The sequence below is a fragment of the Thermotoga sp. RQ2 genome (assembly GCF_000019625.1).
GTDB classification, from domain to species: domain Bacteria; phylum Thermotogota; class Thermotogae; order Thermotogales; family Thermotogaceae; genus Thermotoga; species Thermotoga maritima.
On sequence record NC_010483.1, the window covers coordinates 383,210 to 399,555 of the forward strand.

At 47.6% G+C, this 16,346-nt stretch carries 15 protein-coding genes; 4 read left to right on the plus strand and 11 right to left on the minus strand.

What is annotated here, in order from left to right; genetic code table 11:
* Nucleotides 1–8 precede the first annotated feature (8 nt).
* Together TRQ2_RS01995 and TRQ2_RS02000 are read left to right on the plus strand one after the other, a co-directional pair.
* Nucleotides 9–743: an ABC transporter ATP-binding protein gene (locus TRQ2_RS01995; RefSeq protein WP_012310515.1), complete on the plus strand. Its 735-nt coding sequence runs from the start codon at nt 9–11 to the stop codon at nt 741–743.
* The gene (locus TRQ2_RS02000; RefSeq protein WP_012310516.1) at nt 725–1,963 is read left to right on the plus strand and encodes an ABC transporter permease; all 1,239 of its coding nucleotides are present in this window, start codon (nt 725–727) and stop codon (nt 1,961–1,963) included. The genes TRQ2_RS01995 and TRQ2_RS02000 overlap by 19 nt, the downstream gene beginning before the upstream one ends.
* Here TRQ2_RS02000 and TRQ2_RS02005 read toward each other — a convergent pair.
* The 3 genes from TRQ2_RS02005 to TRQ2_RS02015 are packed head-to-tail and all read right to left on the minus strand — an operon-like array spanning nt 1,955 to nt 4,393.
* Nucleotides 1,955–3,085, minus strand: a complete 1,131-nt coding sequence (locus TRQ2_RS02005) for an NADP-dependent malic enzyme (protein ID WP_012310517.1) — start codon at nt 3,083–3,085, stop codon at nt 1,955–1,957. The genes TRQ2_RS02000 and TRQ2_RS02005 overlap by 9 nt on opposite strands.
* Before the next feature lie 5 nt (nt 3,086–3,090).
* Complete coding sequence (locus tag TRQ2_RS02010; protein ID WP_011943038.1) at nt 3,091–3,585, minus strand: FumA C-terminus/TtdB family hydratase beta subunit; 495 nt, start codon at nt 3,583–3,585, stop codon at nt 3,091–3,093.
* A complete protein-coding gene (locus tag TRQ2_RS02015) occupies nt 3,575–4,393 on the minus strand; it encodes a fumarate hydratase (RefSeq protein WP_012310518.1) in 819 nt (272 codons plus the stop codon). The genes TRQ2_RS02010 and TRQ2_RS02015 overlap by 11 nt, the downstream gene beginning before the upstream one ends.
* Before the next feature lie 45 nt (nt 4,394–4,438).
* Here TRQ2_RS02015 and TRQ2_RS02020 point away from each other — a divergent pair, with 45 nt between their 5' ends.
* Together TRQ2_RS02020 and TRQ2_RS02025 are read left to right on the plus strand one after the other, a co-directional pair.
* On the plus strand, nt 4,439–5,707 hold the full coding sequence (locus TRQ2_RS02020; RefSeq protein WP_012310519.1) for a TrpB-like pyridoxal phosphate-dependent enzyme: 1,269 nt from the start codon (nt 4,439–4,441) through the stop codon (nt 5,705–5,707).
* Between the two features lie 13 nt (nt 5,708–5,720).
* Nucleotides 5,721–6,575 (plus strand): cation diffusion facilitator family transporter, encoded by an 855-nt coding sequence (locus TRQ2_RS02025; protein WP_012310520.1) that lies wholly within the window; start codon nt 5,721–5,723, stop codon nt 6,573–6,575.
* Here TRQ2_RS02025 and TRQ2_RS02030 read toward each other — a convergent pair.
* The 8 genes from TRQ2_RS02030 to TRQ2_RS02065 form a co-directional block, all read right to left on the minus strand.
* Complete coding sequence (locus TRQ2_RS02030) at nt 6,572–8,848, minus strand: ATP-binding protein (RefSeq protein ID WP_012310521.1); 2,277 nt, start codon at nt 8,846–8,848, stop codon at nt 6,572–6,574. The genes TRQ2_RS02025 and TRQ2_RS02030 overlap by 4 nt on opposite strands.
* Complete coding sequence (locus tag TRQ2_RS02035; RefSeq protein WP_012310522.1) at nt 8,845–9,429, minus strand: hypothetical protein; 585 nt, start codon at nt 9,427–9,429, stop codon at nt 8,845–8,847. The genes TRQ2_RS02030 and TRQ2_RS02035 overlap by 4 nt, the downstream gene beginning before the upstream one ends.
* 183 nt (nt 9,430–9,612) lie before the next feature.
* The gene (locus tag TRQ2_RS02040; RefSeq protein WP_008192245.1) at nt 9,613–10,230 is read right to left on the minus strand and encodes a hypothetical protein; all 618 of its coding nucleotides are present in this window, start codon (nt 10,228–10,230) and stop codon (nt 9,613–9,615) included.
* A 6-nt stretch (nt 10,231–10,236) separates the two neighbouring features.
* Nucleotides 10,237–10,818 (minus strand): sigma-70 family RNA polymerase sigma factor, encoded by a 582-nt coding sequence (locus TRQ2_RS02045; protein WP_004081373.1) that lies wholly within the window; start codon nt 10,816–10,818, stop codon nt 10,237–10,239.
* A 1-nt stretch (nt 10,819) separates the two neighbouring features.
* Nucleotides 10,820–12,370, minus strand: a complete 1,551-nt coding sequence (locus TRQ2_RS02050; RefSeq protein WP_004081374.1) for an ABC transporter permease — start codon at nt 12,368–12,370, stop codon at nt 10,820–10,822.
* Nucleotides 12,371–12,383: 13 nt separating this feature from the next.
* A complete protein-coding gene (locus tag TRQ2_RS02055) occupies nt 12,384–13,349 on the minus strand; it encodes an ABC transporter permease (protein ID WP_004081376.1) in 966 nt (321 codons plus the stop codon).
* A gap of 58 nt (nt 13,350–13,407) precedes the next feature.
* Nucleotides 13,408–15,147 carry an ABC transporter substrate-binding protein gene (locus TRQ2_RS02060; RefSeq protein WP_012310523.1) on the minus strand — a complete coding sequence of 580 codons (1,740 nt, stop codon included), beginning with the start codon at nt 15,145–15,147 and terminating at the stop codon, nt 13,408–13,410.
* A gap of 15 nt (nt 15,148–15,162) precedes the next feature.
* A complete protein-coding gene (locus TRQ2_RS02065) occupies nt 15,163–16,332 on the minus strand; it encodes an ABC transporter ATP-binding protein (RefSeq protein ID WP_012310524.1) in 1,170 nt (389 codons plus the stop codon).
* Nucleotides 16,333–16,346: the final 14 nt, after the last annotated feature.

A 16,346-nucleotide genomic window follows, 5' to 3' on the forward strand; every position in this document is an offset into this window, starting at 1 on the left:
GTGTATCGATGGGGGCAGTGGTTGTAAAGGATCTGAAAAGAAAGATTGGAAAGAAAGAGATCCTGAAAGGAATTTCTTTTGAGATCGAAGAAGGAGAGATCTTTGGTCTCATAGGACCGAACGGTGCGGGAAAGACCACAACACTCAGGATCATCTCCACGCTGATCAAGCCTTCCTCCGGAATCGTCACCGTATTTGGAAAGAACGTTGTTGAAGAACCACACGAAGTGAGAAAGCTGATCAGCTACCTTCCCGAAGAAGCGGGTGCCTACAGAAACATGAGGGGAATCGAATATCTGAGATTCGTCGCGGGTTTCTACGCTTCCAGTTCAAGCGAGATAGAAGAGATGGTCGAACGGGCAACGGAGATCGCCGGTCTCGGTGAAAAGATAAAAGACAGAATCTTAACCTACAGCAAAGGTATGGTGAGAAAACTCCTCATAGCGAGGGCTTTGATGGTGAATCCTCGTCTCGCCATCCTCGACGAACCCACCTCCGGCCTCGATGTCCTCAACGCAAGAGAAGTGAGAAAGATATTGAAACAGGCATCTCAGGAAGGTCTCACCATACTGGTCTCTTCTCACAACATGCTCGAAGTGGAATTCCTCTGTGATCGAATAGCGCTGATTCACAACGGAATGATCGTGGAAACAGGAACCGTTGAAGAACTCAAGGAAAGGTACAAAGCACAGAACATCGAAGAGGTCTTCGAGGAGGTGGTGAAATGTTCGGAAGACTCCTGAAAAAAGAGATAAAAGAGCTTCTCAATCTGGGGACGATCGTTTCTGTCGTTGTGGTGGCTGTTCTGTACGGTTCACTGGGCAACGTGTTCAAAAGCACCGTAGAGAAATCCACTGTTGGTCAGAAGGTGGCGATCGTGAGGGAAGACACTGGAACGATCGCCGAACTCGCAGAAAAAGCACTCAGCAATATGGTGGATATCGTGTACGCAGGAAGTGATCTGAAAGAAGCGGAAGAAGCTGTGAAGAAGGAAAAGGCTTCTGCGATCATTGTGATACCCAAAGGTTTTTCTCAAAGCTTGGAATCAGGTGAAAAAGCGCGGTTGGAAATTGTGTGGTACCTGAGAGGAACCGGCCTGTCAGAAGCGGTCTCCACGGGTATGATCTCATCCCTGATCGAATCCCTCAAGGTGCAGCTTGCTTCATTCTTACTGAACGATCCGAAAAAAGCCCAGCTTCTGTTCGATCCACTCGAGATCGTTCAACACACCTACTTGAGGGGCAACCTCTTCGAAAATCACTCACCAGAAGCGATAATGAACGTCTTCTACTCTCAAAACATAATGATTCCCATTCTCATCATGATGCTGATAATCATGTCGGGATCTTCCCTCATCTCTTCACTCGCGATGGAGAAAGAGAACAAGACCCTCGAGACACTCCTCACGATGCCCGTGAAGAGAGAACACATCGCACTCGCAAAAATCGTGGGAAGTGCGATCGTTGGTTTGATCCTTGCGGGAATATACATGGCAGGCTTTTACAGCTATATGAATTCTCTGACGCAGAATGTTCAGGGAATGGGATTGAACTTTAAGGCTGTGGATTTCCTGCTAATAGGATCGAGTCTCTTTCTTTCCATCCTGGCTGGCCTTTCTCTCTGTATGCTACTCGGTATGATGGCAAAAGACTACAGAAGCGCTCAGCTTCTCACGTTTCCCATTTCGATACTCGCACTGGTTCCGATGATAGCGAACATGATAATGGATTTTTCGAACCTTCCAGGAATTCTCAAGATGATCGTTTTCCTGATTCCTTTCTCTCATCCCATAATGTCTCCAAAGCTGGCTTTCTATGGAGACTACGGTCTCATTGTTTCAGGAATTCTGTACCTTCTCATCTTTTCGGTCGTCACCACAGTTTTTGTGTTCCGAATATTCAACTCAGATTACGTTGTTCTCGGGTGGCAAAGAGAGAAAAGGCTGAAATTCTTCTCACGCTGAATCTCTGACAGCGGTATAGACATTCAGATGAACCTTCATGTCGAAGGCCTCTGGTATGATACGCTCTGGTTCTGGTTCACACGAGCGAGCGATGGCTTCCACGGCGGAGAGAAGCATGTTCTTTGTGATCTTCGATCTTTTTTCCACAGCTCCTTTCATAATGCCGGGGAAAGCGAGGAGGTTATTCACCTGGTTTGGATGATCTGACCTTCCCGTTGCAACGATGAAGGCACCCGCTTCCCTTGCGAGTTCTGGATCTATCTCGGGAACAGGATTCGCGAGGGCAAATATCACAGGTTTTCTGTTCATCTTCCTTATCCACTCTGGTTTGAGGATGTTCCCCCTCGAAACACCTATGAAGAAATCAGCCCCTTCCAGGGCCGTTTCAAGATCGCCCGATAGTCCTTCTGGATTGGTGGTACGTGCGATTTCGAGGTGGTACTCGTTCAAACAGGTCTCCGGATTCTTTTCGTTGAGGATACCTTTTCTGTCGACAGCTACAACGTTTTTTACACCAAGATCGAGTAGAAATTTCACGATGTTGTAGCCAGCGGCTCCTATGCCGTTCACAACCACCTTTACTTCTTCGATCTTTTTCCCCGTGAGTTTCAGTGCGTTGAGAAAAGCCGCGGACACCACAACGGCGGTTCCCTGCTGGTCGTCGTGGAAAACAGGAATGTTCATCTCTTCCGAGAGGCGCTGAAGGATTCGAAAACACTTCGGCGCTCCTATGTCCTCGAGGTTTATGCCGCCAAAGCTCGGCTCTAAACTCTTCACAATGGAGATTATTTTTTCCTCATCCGATTCAGAGAGACAGATGGGAAAGGCGTCGAGATCGGCGAAAGCCTTGAAAAGAAAGGCTTTCCCCTCCATCACTGGAAGGGCACCGTAAGGCCCTATGTCACCGAGTCCCAGAACGGCGCTTCCGTCTGAAACAACGGCAACTGTGTTCCATCTTGAGGTGTAAACGTAGGTCTTTTCTGGATCCTCAGCGCAGATTTTGGCAACGTCCGCGACACCGGGTGTGTAGAGCAGAGATAGCGTCTCCCTATCAACCTTCTCAACAGGAAGGGCAGTTCTTATCTTTCCCTTCAGAAATCTGTGTATCTCGAGTGCATCCATATCTCTCACTCCTTGAAAATCGTGTTCCCACTGCTGTCGATCGCCACGATGAGGGGAAAATCCTCCACTTCTATCTCGTAGATCGCTTCGGGCCCGAGGTCTTCAAAGGCCAAAACTCTCGATTTCTTCACCCTTTTCGAGAGGGCAGCGGCCGTGCCGCTTGGGGTAACGAAATAAACCCTCTTCCACTTCTTACAGGCCTCTATCGCCTTTTTTGAACGCTTTCCCTTCCCTATCGTTGCGATGGCTCCCAATTTGAAAAGCATCTCCAGGTAGTCGTCCATTCGAGCACTCGTGGTGGGTCCTATGGCACCCACGGGCTTTCCAGACGGCGTTTTGGCGGGACCCGCGTAAAAGACAATTTGACCCCTGAGATCCACCGGTGGTTCTTCTCCTCTATCAACGATTTCTTTCAAGCGTCTTTGAGCCTGATCTCTCATCACGATGAGCTTACCGGAGTAACGAATTTCCTGACCGGCTTTCAGATCTTCAATCCTCAAAAGTCACTTTCCCCCTTCTGCAGAGGTAGCAATCCACCGAGACGGCAACCGGCAGGGTGGCGATATGGGTCGGAAAATGTTCTATGTGAACAGAGTAAACAGTGATACCCTTTCCGAGACCTTGAAAGCCTATTCCGAGAAAGTTGAGTTCCTTTTCAAGTTCCTTTTCGAGCCCTGCGTACTTTGGATCTTTGTTTCTCTCTTTGAAGCTCTTCGTAAGCGCTAACTTCGAGAGGAGAAGGGCCTTATCGGCTGTTCCTCCGATTCCGATACCCACGTGAAGCGGCGGGCAGGCCTTTGCTCCGTGTTCTTTGATGTGCTCGATAACGAATTCTTTGACTTTCTCCACATCCGAGGTGGGAGTCATCATACGAAGAACCGTGAGATTTTCACTGCCTCCACCTTTCACCAGAAATCTGATCTCAAGGGATTTTCCCTTCACCTGGAAGATGTGGACGATTGCGGGAGTGTTCGTTCCAGTGTTGATTCTCTCAAAGAGCGGATCGGAGACGATCGAATAACGAAAAGGATACTCGCTGTACACCTCTCCAACGGCTCTGTTCAGAGTTTCCTCGATGGGTTCTTCCAGTTTTACCTCGTGACCGATGAAGACGAAGAATTCCACTATCCCTGTGTCCTGACAGAGTGGAAGTTTTTCCTCTTTGGAAACGCGGTAGTTTTCCTTTATTATATCTGAAAAGGGGCCTTCGTACCGCTCGATGATTTCTTCTACCTCTGGATTGATCTTTATGTTGGCTTCAACGATAGCCTTCTTGATCTTTTCGGAAATAACATGTTTGTTTATCAAAGCTCTTCACCTCAAGAGAGATTATATCACTGAAGGAGGGGGAATATGAGAATTGTTGTGAATTTGAAACCTGAGGAAATTCCAAAGCACTGGTACAACGTACTCGCAGATCTTCCGTTCAAACTCGATCCGCCGCTGGACCCCGAAACGAAACAACCCATTTCACCCGAGAAGCTCTCTGTTATCTTCCCCATGAGTCTGATCGAACAGGAGGTCTCAGAAGAGCGGTTCATCGAAATACCCGAGCCCGTTCTGAAAGAATACGCCGTTTACAGACCCACTCCCCTCATCAGAGCCACTTTCTTAGAAGAGTACCTCCAGACTCCGGCGAGGATCTACTACAAGTACGAAGGAGTGAGCCCCACTGGAAGCCACAAGCCGAACACGGCCATCGCCCAGGCCTACTACAACAAAACCGAAGGAGTCAAAAGACTCGTCACAGAAACGGGAGCGGGACAATGGGGCAGCGCTCTCTCGTACGCCGGCGCCAAGTTCGGGCTGGAAGTGAAAGTGTTCATGGTGAAGATCAGTTACCAGCAAAAGCCGATGAGAAAATACATGATGAACCTCTTCGGAGGAAAGGTAACTCCAAGCCCCAGTGAAGAAACGAATTTCGGAAGAAAGATCCTGAGTGAAGATCCAGACAATCCAGGTAGTCTTGGCATCGCCATCAGTGAAGCACTGGAAGTGGCCGTGTCTGATCCGAACACGAAGTACTCCCTCGGAAGCGTATTGAACCATGTTCTGCTCCACCAGACGGTTATAGGCCTCGAAATCAAGAAACAGCTCGAACTCATAGGTGAAAAACCAGACATCTTACTGGGATGTCACGGAGGAGGATCGAATTTTGGAGGAACGATACTTCCCTTCGTTCCAGACAAACTTTCCGGAAGGGATATCAGGTTCGTCGCCTGCGAGCCCGCCGCGTGTCCATCCTTGACGAAAGGGAATTACGATTACGATTTCGGAGACACCGCGGGACTCACACCTCTGCTGAAAATGTACACCCTTGGAAAGGACTTCATTCCTCCGAAGATACACGCGGGAGGTCTCAGATACCACGGCTCCGCTCCGATAATCGCAAGACTCGTGAAAGAAGGACTTGTGGAGGCACAGGCTTTCGATCAGGACGAGACGTTTGAGGCAGCGAAGATCTTCGCAAAGCTCGAAGGAATAATTCCCGCCCCGGAATCCGCTCACGCCATCGCAGGAGCCATAAGGGAAGCAAAGAAAGCGAAAGAAGAAGGAAAAGAACGTGTGATAGTATTCACTCTGAGCGGCCACGGTCTGCTCGATCTCACAGCGTACGTGTGAGGAGGTAAAACACGTGAAGAAGAAACTGCTGTTCTCCATATGGCTGAACGCCATCATAACGCTCTCTGAAGTGGTCGGCGGCTTGATATCCGGGAGTCTCGCCCTTCTGGGCGACTCCCTTCATAATTTTTCCGATACCATGAGCCTTCTCGGAAGCTTCATCGCGATGAAGATCAGCGAGAAACCGAAGAACAAAAAGTACACCTTCGGCTACAGAAGAAGCGAAATCATTGTGGCTTTCTTGAACTCCGTATCCATCTTCGTTGTTTCAACACTCGTTGTCATCGAAGCGGTGAAAAGATTGGTAAACCCCGCCACCGTTCACACGTCGGTGCTTCTCCTCGTCTCCTCGATAGGTCTCACTGCCAACTTCTTTTCCGTCATCCTTCTTCACACCCACAGCAAAGAAAGTATGAACGTTCGATCCACGTACCTGCATCTCATCGCGGACACCCTGTCCTCGATCCTTGTGGTTCTTGGGGCTGTTTTCATGAGGGTCTGGAAAATATACTGGCTCGACCCTGTTCTCGCCTTCGTTATAGCCTTATACATGTTCAAAGAGGCTTATGAAATAGTGAAAGAGTCCTTTGAGATCCTCATGGAAGCTTCACCGAACCTGGACTTTGAGAAAATAAAGGAGGAAATTGAAAAAATAGAAGGTGTGAGGAACGCCCACCATTTTCACGCCTGGAGAGTGGGAGAGAAAGAAATCCACTTCGAGTGTCACGTTGAAGTGGACAACATGGAACTGAAAGACGCCCAGAAGATCATAGACGAAATAGAAAAAAGATTGAAAAAATACGGGATAACCCACACCACCGTTCAGCTCGAATGTGAAAGGTGCAGCAAAGAGATGATCTGCAGTTAGAGTTTCAAAACGGGTTCTTCTTTCAAAAGCCTCCTGTCGCTGGTGAATAGTACAACCTGTCTGGTCTTGGACACCTCTTTCAGTTCCTGCCAGAGTAGGTCTATCTTCTCATCGTCCAGATCGACAAAAGTGTTGTCCACAACAAGGGGACTCTCAACCTCCAGAACACGACTTATAAACCTCTTCATCTGAAAACTCAGGAGTTTCAAAGCGGAGGTGTTCAACACATCGACAACCTTTTTTTCTTCGGGAACGTTGATCGTCACCATCAGATCCGGAGAAACCTTGAAAACCTGATTTTCCTTGAAGAACCTTCTGTAAACATCCGTCAACTCTACTGCCAGATCCCTTGTGTAACCCCTCAACAGTTCCTCGTGTTCTTTTTTGATCCGATCCTTAAACTCGGGAATGTAACCAATGGCCCGCTCAAAAATCTCGAGTTCAACCTTCTTCCTGAAAAGCGCTTCCAGAACATCGAAAGGTTCTTCGAGAGGTGAAACCACGAGTTTCTCCAGTTCACTTTCTATCTGTTCCACTTCTCTTTTGAGTTCTTCTATTCTCGCGTTTGATCTGCTCGATTCTATCTCTTCTTTTTCTTTCATGAAGTTAGCGATTTCTTTTTCCAGTGAATCTCTGGTTTTCCTCAGATTTGCACGTCTTTCCAGAAGGTCTCTCAACACCTTCAATTCATCTTCGCTGTCGACTCCTATTTCCTTCAGCGTGTTTTTCAGTACTTCTTCCTGCTCTCTGGAGTACTCCTGCAGTTCTTCCAGATTCTTTTTCTTGGCAGATAGAGAAGCCTCAACGGAGCTTTTCAAAATCAGAAGTTCTCTCATCTGTTCTTCCACGTTTTCAACCGCCTTTCGTGGTTCACTTCCGTACTTCGAAAGAAACGGTATTCTTTCGAAGACCTTCTTCACGATCTGATCCCTCAAAAATTTTTCGAGTTCTTCGATGTTATCAACACCTGCGGTTTCCTTCAGCTTGCTCACGATCTGGTTCTTTCTCTCGATCAACGACCTCTTTTGCGTCGAAAGATTCATGAGCTCACTTTCAAGTTCAAACAATTTCCTTCTCAACCTGTAATAGTTCCACATGGAAACCACGGAGGCACCTGTTCCTGCCAGTGTCAGATAGAAGAACAGGTATCCCGACTTGAGAAAGGCAAAGATGATGGAAACCAGTGCAAAGGTCAGGAAAACGGCAACAAAAATCCTGAAAATAGAAAGTGTTTTGTCGAAGCGCTTCATGTCGTCACCTGTATTTTCGATCTTTGCCTGAGTTTCTTCGAGTTTTTCATCTATTTCCCTGAGAGGCTCTCTGAGATGACCTATTATCTCGTTCAGCTTTGCTTTCTGTTCGTTTTCCACCAATTCTATCTGTAACTTCATGTTCTCCAACTTGAGTTTCAGTTCTTCAAGACTGCTGACGGAGAAGTCTTTCATGATCGTCTTCAGTCTTTCTTCCGTATCTTTCGATTTTTCCTCGAGTGATTCTATCTCTTTTTCCAGTTCTTTACCGCGCTCTCTCAAATAATCCAGTTTCTGGGCAATCTCGATCGCTTCACGAACTTTTTCTTCGGAAACCGCTGTTTTCCTTTCGATCTCCTCGAGTTCTTTTTCAACACGGAGAAGCTCCGCTTTCATCTCATTGATTCTGGCTTCGATAGAAGACAATCTCTCAGACTTTTCACTCTCGAATCTATCGATCTCTTCCTCCAGAAGTCTTCTCTTCTCCTGAAGATCCCGCGAAAGCTCTTTCTTTCTCTTCAAAACCAGAAGGAGCGATCGTCTTTTTTCTTTCCAGGCCTCAACTCTCTCTTTCAGGTTTGAGATCTCAGCCTCCAGTTCTTTCGTCTTCTTCATCAAGACAGAGAAATCCTCGTTCAATATCCTTTCAAGTTCCACTGCTTCGGGTCTGTTTCTGTAGCTTTCCATAAGGAAGGAAGCGACCTTTTTCGAACCGTTGAGGGTGTTGTCCACTCCCTCCGATATGAAAGAAGTGAAGGAAAACAGTTCGGGATCCAGTCTTCCCTGACCGAATTCCACCCTTCCCTCACTCGTCTCGAGATATCCCCCAAACCTGTTCGAAAACCATGGCCTGTAGTTCTCAAGTTCGGGAAGCTCTCCCGTGAGGCAGTATCTTATAAAATTCGCAAGGGTGGTTTTTCCAGCTGCGTTCCCTCCGAAGATGATGTTCAACCCGCTTTTCAGGGGGAAAGAAAAATTCTCGAATTTTCCAAACCCTTCAACGTGTACACGCTCTATTTTCATGTTTCATCCCCCGTTTCGATTTCTTCCAGCAGCAATGCATCAAGCTTTGGCCGGTTTTTCTTTTTCAAGATTTTACCAGTGAACTTTACGCTTCTTCTGTTCTTTATTCTCTCAACTTCCCTATCCCAGAAGATCCCTTTCAAAAGGGTAAAAGATTCCTCGGGAACTTCCATCAATTCGTCGAAAACGCTTATTTCTTCGAGCTTCACTTTGAAACCCGAAAGATCTATTCTTTCGAATCTTTCACCATCGTACACGAGGCATTCACATTTTTCAGAGAGGGGAGAAGACGTGAACTCAGGGTAGGAAAAATCCAGCCTTCGTTCAACAGAAACATCGAGATAATCCACGATCTCATCCAGAACAATCGAATTCTGAGGAATATAGTCCTTTATGAATTTTTCAGCGATGATAGGATCCACCTCTTCTGAAAAGAGGTTTATAAACACAAACACTCCTTCAAATGTCCTCAAGACGTGGTTCAAAAGTTCAAGTTTTGCGCTGTCCAGTTCTTTCCGAAAAAACAACCAGCCCCCCGGGTAGTCGAAAAACCTCAAATCTTTGATCAAAATGTACTTCATTTCACCCCTCCTTTTTCAAGGGTTTTTCAAGAAAATTTAAGGCGTTCTTTTTGATCGTTTCAAGAGGATGTTACGGAGATCGGTTAAATTCTAACTTGCGTGTCCCTCATCCCCCCGATCCCCCCTGACCCGATGAAGACAAGACACAAAGTATGGGAGGGACGAAAGTCCCTCCTTGTGTTTTTATTTAGGTATGTAAAGCTTCAAATCACGCTCGATGTTGTCTATTCTGGTCTGCTGCACCTGAACGATCTTCGTGGGATGGTAGGTTGTACCAACCCCGAAAACGAGCAGGAACACCCTGTTTGGAATCCCCACTATTAAGGTGGCGTCTCGTGGTATTACAATATCGTATTCTGTGGAGATCTTCGGTTTTTTGTAGTAGAAGAACCTGTAAGGTGAAAGACCTGGCTTCACATCCCTTGAAAAGAGTACTTCATTTCCGTCCTTGACGGTGATCCACACGGGATCGTTCCCTATGACAAAGATCCTCATGTATCCAGTCGTGGGATCGTCTTCGATCTCAGAAAATATCCTTTCAAAATCCACGCTGGCTTTTTCAAAGTATTCGTACGCAGTTATATAGCGACTGATAATGGAATTGGGTTTCAGAAGTTCCTCTACCACCTTCAGTCGTTCCTCGTAACTCTTCAGTGTAGATTGAAACTGTTTTTCCACTTCGTCCATCCTGGCTTCAAGCTTCTTCAAAAAATAGAAATTGAAAACAGACAGCACGAAGAAGAGTAAAATAGCGATGACTATCAAAGAAGCGAAAAACGTTACGAGACTGTCTTTTTTCATCTTCGATCACCCTAATCCAGAAATCATTCTCTTCACCTTCTGAACCGTGTTGTCAACTTTCTTTGTGTTCACACCGAGCTCTTTCGCTATCTCGCTGTATGAGCATCCATCAAGCCATCTGAGAAAGATCTCTTTTTCTTTTTCATTCAATAGTTCAAGGACTGTTTCTAAAATTATGCCAGAAAATGCGCTTCTGGCAACATCGGTCTCGCTATCGGGCACTTCAAAAGGTGCGTCATCTTCCTCTTTTTCCATACCATCCACGTTCACAGCGTCTGAGAGCATCCTGTTCTTCTTTCTGTTCAGATAAGTGAGAAAGGACTTTATCTCGGAGTCAACACTCCTCCATGCAAAAGACGTGAAAGAGCTTTTGGTTTTATCGTAATAGAAAATCGCCTTTATCAATCCCACAAGGCCGTTTTGAACTATATCTTCGTGTTCGGCCCAGCTCGCAAAATACTGGGAAGCGATCTTAACAACCATAGGGTAATACTTCTCAACAATGAGGTCGATGGCTTCTTTGAATCCTGCCTGCGCGTACTCAACGAGTTCTTCAACTCTCTTACTTCTCAGTCTGTATTTCAGCATTCTATCCGAGAGACCTCGGATCCAGAGCGTCTCTCAACGCGTCACCAACGAAGTTGAAAGAAAGCACGGTGATGAAGATGAAGATACCGGGTATGAGAAGCCAGGGGTACTTCGTCATGTAGGTGACGTTCTGAGCCTGTGCGAGCATGAGCCCCCAGCTGGCACTCGGTTCCCTGATACCGAGTCCAAGAAAACTCAAGCTCGCTTCACCGAGGATGTAACCGGGTATTGCAAGGGTCGCGGCAACGATGAGGTAGCTTGCCGTGTTGGGCAGAACGTGCCTGAAGAGAATTCTCGTGTCAGGAAAACCAAGTGCTCTCGCCGCTTCCACGAATTCACGCTGTTTTATTGAAAGAACCATTCCCCTTATAACCCTGGCTCTTCCTGCCCAGCCGATGAAAGAGAGGATGAACACAAGAAGCACATACACCTGTGTGGATGGGATATCGAGTGGTAGAAGAGATCTTAAAAGGATGAGCAGGTAGAAACCCGGCAGCGACATGATGATCTCGGAGAACCTCATCATGAATTCGTCCACGATGCCTCCATAGTAGCCGGAAATACCACCGAAGACGAGCGAAAGGGCGAACGTGATGAACATTCCGATGAAACCTATGGAAAGCGAGATCCTGGAAGCGAACACTATTCTGCTCCACACATCCCTTCCATACTGGTCAGCTCCCATGATGTAGAGTCTCACGTACTCGTTGTTATCGTAGTTGTCCACCCCAAAGAGATGATAGTGGAACGGAAAGATCCAGAAGAGGTACCCTATACGGTTCTTCGCATCTCCACCCCAGGATTTGACAAACCACTTCACCGGATAAGTTTTGTAGTCGTAGTCGATCACCTTTCCTGTGATCATCTCAATGTCTTCACCTTTTTTCACGAGGATCATGTTGAGCTTCTCTTTTATGACGACCTTTTCGATCTCATCGGGGGAATTCAGGCCAAGTCTGAAACCGTATTTCCCAAAGTACGTGTCTTTCGCGGCTTCGGAAGAGGTTTCTATATCTGCCTCTCCTTTCGTTAGAACCTTTTCGTCGTATCCGAACAGAAGGTAATCAACCACTTTCGTTGTTGAACCGGCGTATTTCATGGTGCCGTCCTTTGGAACGATGTAATACTCTTCGTCCAGCATGAAAGAGAATCCCGTTACACCGTCTTTTCCGATTTCGTACTCAACCTGTGTTCCGAAAACATCGAGAACGAGCCTTTTCGGGAAGAGCATTTCGTAGAATTTTCTCTCGAAAGTTGCTTTGTCCACGTAGCTTATCGTGGGAAGCACGTAGGCACCCACTCGTTCTCCCTTGTACTCCCTGTGTATCTTCGTGGGAGGAGCGAAGGAATGCTTGAGAGACTGTTCGTAGGGATGGTGCGGGGAGAGAAAATCCGCGAACAACGCCATGAGATAGAGGACGATCAGAACGTACAGCCCGAACATTCCGAGTTTGTTTCTTTTGAAGGCTCTCCAGACGAGTTCCCTCCTGGAAAGGACCCTTTCCTTAAACTCTATTTCCCCGTTCTCTATCATCGTCTTTTCCTCAGCCATTGCGATTCCTCCCTCACTCGAATCTGACCCTTGGGTCCACAGCGGCGAGAAGCACATCCGCCACAAGGTTACCAATCACGAGCATTATCGCACTGATCACGGCGGACGCCATAACGATGTAAATGTCCTGCTGAAGGAGTGCCTGGTAAATGAGCCTTCCCATGCCGGGCCAGGCAAAGATGTTCTCTATGATGACCGCTCCTCCGAGAACGTTGGAAATACTGAACCCAAGGAAAGTGATCATGGGGTTGATAGCGTTCCTCAGGGCGTGCTTGTATATCACCACACGTTCTGGCATTCCTTTCGCACGGGCAAATTCCACGTAGTCCTCGTTCAGCACGTCGAGAAGACTACCTCTCATGTATCTCATGAGGGAAGCAAAACCACCGAAACCAAGAGCGATGGTTGGAAGAACAAGATGAGATGCGATATCCTTGAACTTCTCCCAGGTTGTCATCTGGTTGTGATTCACCGAGACCATACCGGCGATTGGAAACCAGCCGGTCTTCGCAGCCATGTAAAGGAGCAGAATGGCCAGGAAAAACCCTGGAAGGGCAATTCCACTGAAAGCGACAACTGTGAGAATCTTATCCCAGATGCTGTACTTCTTCAGAGCCGAGAAAACACCGACGATTATTCCAAGCAACCACTCGAACGCAAGGGAAGAAACGGAGAGTATCACCGTAGCGAAGACCCTCTCCCAGATGAGTGTGGAAACGGGCCTTCTGTAGTAGAACGAGTAACCAAAATCTCCTTTCAAAACGTTTTTCAGCCAGATGCCGTACTGAACGATCCAGGGCTTGTCCAGGCCAAGCTCCTTTTCCATCTTCTCGAGGAACTGCTGAGAAACGGAAGGATCGAGACGGTACATGTCCAGGAAATCTCCTGGAGCCGCCTCCATGATGATGAAAACTATGAAAGAGATGATTATGAGCTCAGGAATCATGATGATCAATCTACGTGCGATGTACTTGAGCAAGCAAGATCACCTCTTTGAACAGAATTTGAAGGGGAGGGGAAGATCCCCTCCCGATAGATTACTGCTCTTTCCAGACACAATCCTGGTTCCAACCCCACACACCGCCGAAAGCGGTGGGTTCCACGTTGTGAAGTTTGTTGCTGTAGGCGTAGAGATAGAGCTGCTGGGTGGTGTAGATGAGCGGTATGTGTTCAGACACGAGCCTCTGAAATTCTCTGAACATATCTACGACTTTCTGCTGATCGAGTATCTTCACGTTCTCTTCGAAGATTCTGTCGATCTCTTTTTCCCAGTCTGGCAGGTAGTAATCGTTGGGATCGACGAAGTCTTTGACCTCCGGATGGTAGTTCCAGAAGTGGAGAGCACCTTTTATTCTCCACACGTTCGCTCCACCCTGTGGTTCGTCGGATCCCGTGAGCCCTATTATGACAGCCTCCCAATCACCGTTCACGACGAGTTTCTGAACGAGTGTGTTGAAGTCTATAGGAGCAAACGTCACGTCCATTCCGAGTTTTTTGAGCGCTTCTGTTATGATGTTACCCATTCCTTCGCGGATCTGGTTTCCGGCGTTAGTCATGATGATGAACTTCACCGGGTTTCCTTCGCTGTCGAGGAGCTGACCGTTTTCATCCCATTTGAAACCACCGAGCTTGAGCATCGTTCTGGCAAGATCGAGGTTGTACGGGTACTTTCTGAGAACGGATTCATCGTAATAAACGGTCGCAGCCTGACTGATGGGGCCCCACTGTTCAACCGCGAGGCCGTTGTAGAGTGTATCGATCATCGACTGCTTGTCGATGGCGTACGCCACTGCCCTTCTGAAGAAATCGTTCCTGAACCACTTCCGCTTCACAGGATCGGGAGCGTTCCAGTTGAAACTGATGAAAGTGGTTCCAAAGTTCGGGCCTCCGATACCCACAACCCAGCCTTTTTCTCTTGCCATGGCTTTGAGTTCTGCGTACTCTGTTCCGCGAGGTCCGTACACATCGACTTCTCCGTTTTCAAACGCGAGTCTCTGTGCATCCTGTGTCGGAATGATCTTGAAGATGATACCGTCGAGATAAGGAAGCTGCTTTCCTTCTTTGTCGTACTTCCAGTAGTAGGGGTTCTTCACGAATCTCACGTACTGATCGGGAACGTACTCAACCGGAATAAACGGACCAAGTCCCACGATTTCTCCCTTGTTGATGGCGTCAACCGTCCAGAATTCCTTGAACCTTCCTTCCTTCACATACGGTTCCGCGAGGTGTTTTGGGAAGATGGGAATACCTCCAATGTACCTTACCGCAAGTCTGTACGTTTCTTTGAGGGTTGTCTTCACCGTGTAGTCGTCGATCTTTTCAGCCACGGGCCAGTTGTCGGCAAAAAGGTCCTGCATATCGTTCGGTATGTCGGGATTGAAGTAAATGTCGTTGATCGTGAAGACCACATCGTCCGCTGTGAACGGAGTTCCGTCACTCCACTTGACTCCCTTTCTCAGATGCCAGATGATCTCCATGCTGCCGTCTTCGTTCTGTTTGAGCTCCCAGCTTTCTGCAAGGGCGGGATGTATCCTCGCGTGGTTGTCGAGTTCTATCATGGAAGCCATGAACCTCGCTATAACATCTCTAGAGCTCGTCTCCTGAGCCACGACATCGTTACACGTTCTGGGACCAGAGAGCGTAGGAACTACGAGCACTCCCCCGTACTGTCCTGTGAACTCTGCTCCGATGTACGTTTCGAACTGAGCGAACGGTGAAAGTTCTGCGAAAAGTGCAACGGCTGCAATCATAAGGAAAATACCAAGAAACCTACGCATAACATCACACCTCCTCTATGACGAATGTAAATGACACGCCACCCAGTGACCTGGGGAAATTTCCTTCATCACCGGATACTCTTTCTCACACACGGGCATCTTGTAAGGACACCTCGGATGGAAGAAGCAGCCAGTCGGCCTGTTGATCGGGCTTGGAACCCCACCCCTGAGAATGATACGCTTTCTTGTGCGCTCAACCTTCGGATCCGGCACGGGAACAGCAGAAAGCAGGGCTTGGGTGTACGGATGAAGGGGATTGTCGAATATCTCATCGGTGTTTCCCATCTCCACGATCCTGCCGAGGTACATGATGCCGACCTCGTGGCTTATAAATCTCACAAGTCCAAGGTCGTGCGAGATGAAGAGATACGTAAAACCTTTCTCTTCCTGCAGTTTGAGAAACAGGTTTATAACCTGTGCCTGAACGGAAACGTCCAGTGAAGCCGTGGGTTCGTCGAGTATCACTATCTCGGGGTTTATGGAGATCGCCCTTGCGATAGCGATCCTCTGTCTCTGGCCTCCACTGAACTGATGGGGATATCTTTCGAGGTGATATTCCTTGAGCCCCACGCTTTTGAGAAGATCTTTTGCCATATCTACGGCTTCTTCTCGTGTTTTCGCCAGTCCGTGGAACAGAATGGGCTCAGTGAGGATGTCGCCAACCGTCATTCTCGGGTTCAAGGAACTCATGGGATCCTGAAAGACGATCTGTATCTTCCTTCTGAATTTCATCCTCTTTTCATCGATGTTATCAAGCAGGATATTATAGAACTTCTCTTCGCTTTCTTTCGCTTCTTTAAAGAAGATCTCCGCGTACTTCTTATCCACATCCTCGAGCACGTCCACAATCTGATCCGGTGAGAGTTTTTCCCTCATTTCGCGGAATATACCCACGTAGGTCGTTTTCAGGTAGTTCTCCGCATCTTTTCTCTTCATGAAGTAGTATGTTGTGTCGTCACCGTCGATCACAACACGGCCCGCGGTGGGATTCGTGAGGCGCAGGATCGTCTTTGCGGTCGTTGTCTTCCCACATCCCGACTCGCCAACGAGGGCGAACGTTTTTCCCTTTTCCACGGAAAAAGAGATATCATCGACCGCTTTCACATAATCGACGATCTTTTTCACAAGAAATCCTTTTCTGATCGGGAAATACTTTCTCAGACTCAGCACTTCGATACTCTTCATCCTGAACAGCTCCC

What these genes read in the sequence shown, in the direction of transcription:
- TRQ2_RS02035 (WP_012310522.1), bottom strand. Translation starts at nt 9,429, where the DNA reads ATGAAGTACATTTTGATCAAAGATTTGAGGTTTTTCGACTACCCGGGG.
- TRQ2_RS02060 (WP_012310523.1), bottom strand. Translation starts at nt 15,147, where the DNA reads ATGCGTAGGTTTCTTGGTATTTTCCTTATGATTGCAGCCGTTGCACTT.
- TRQ2_RS02020 (WP_012310519.1), top strand. Translation starts at nt 4,439, where the DNA reads ATGAGAATTGTTGTGAATTTGAAACCTGAGGAAATTCCAAAGCACTGG.
- TRQ2_RS02040 (WP_008192245.1), bottom strand. Translation starts at nt 10,230, where the DNA reads ATGAAAAAAGACAGTCTCGTAACGTTTTTCGCTTCTTTGATAGTCATC.
- TRQ2_RS02045 (WP_004081373.1), bottom strand. Translation starts at nt 10,818, where the DNA reads ATGCTGAAATACAGACTGAGAAGTAAGAGAGTTGAAGAACTCGTTGAG.
- TRQ2_RS01995 (WP_012310515.1), top strand. Translation starts at nt 9, where the DNA reads ATGGGGGCAGTGGTTGTAAAGGATCTGAAAAGAAAGATTGGAAAGAAA.
- TRQ2_RS02030 (WP_012310521.1), bottom strand. Translation starts at nt 8,848, where the DNA reads ATGAAAATAGAGCGTGTACACGTTGAAGGGTTTGGAAAATTCGAGAAT.
- TRQ2_RS02005 (WP_012310517.1), bottom strand. Translation starts at nt 3,085, where the DNA reads ATGGATGCACTCGAGATACACAGATTTCTGAAGGGAAAGATAAGAACT.
- TRQ2_RS02050 (WP_004081374.1), bottom strand. Translation starts at nt 12,370, where the DNA reads ATGGCTGAGGAAAAGACGATGATAGAGAACGGGGAAATAGAGTTTAAG.
- TRQ2_RS02000 (WP_012310516.1), top strand. Translation starts at nt 725, where the DNA reads ATGTTCGGAAGACTCCTGAAAAAAGAGATAAAAGAGCTTCTCAATCTG.
- TRQ2_RS02065 (WP_012310524.1), bottom strand. Translation starts at nt 16,332, where the DNA reads ATGAAGAGTATCGAAGTGCTGAGTCTGAGAAAGTATTTCCCGATCAGA.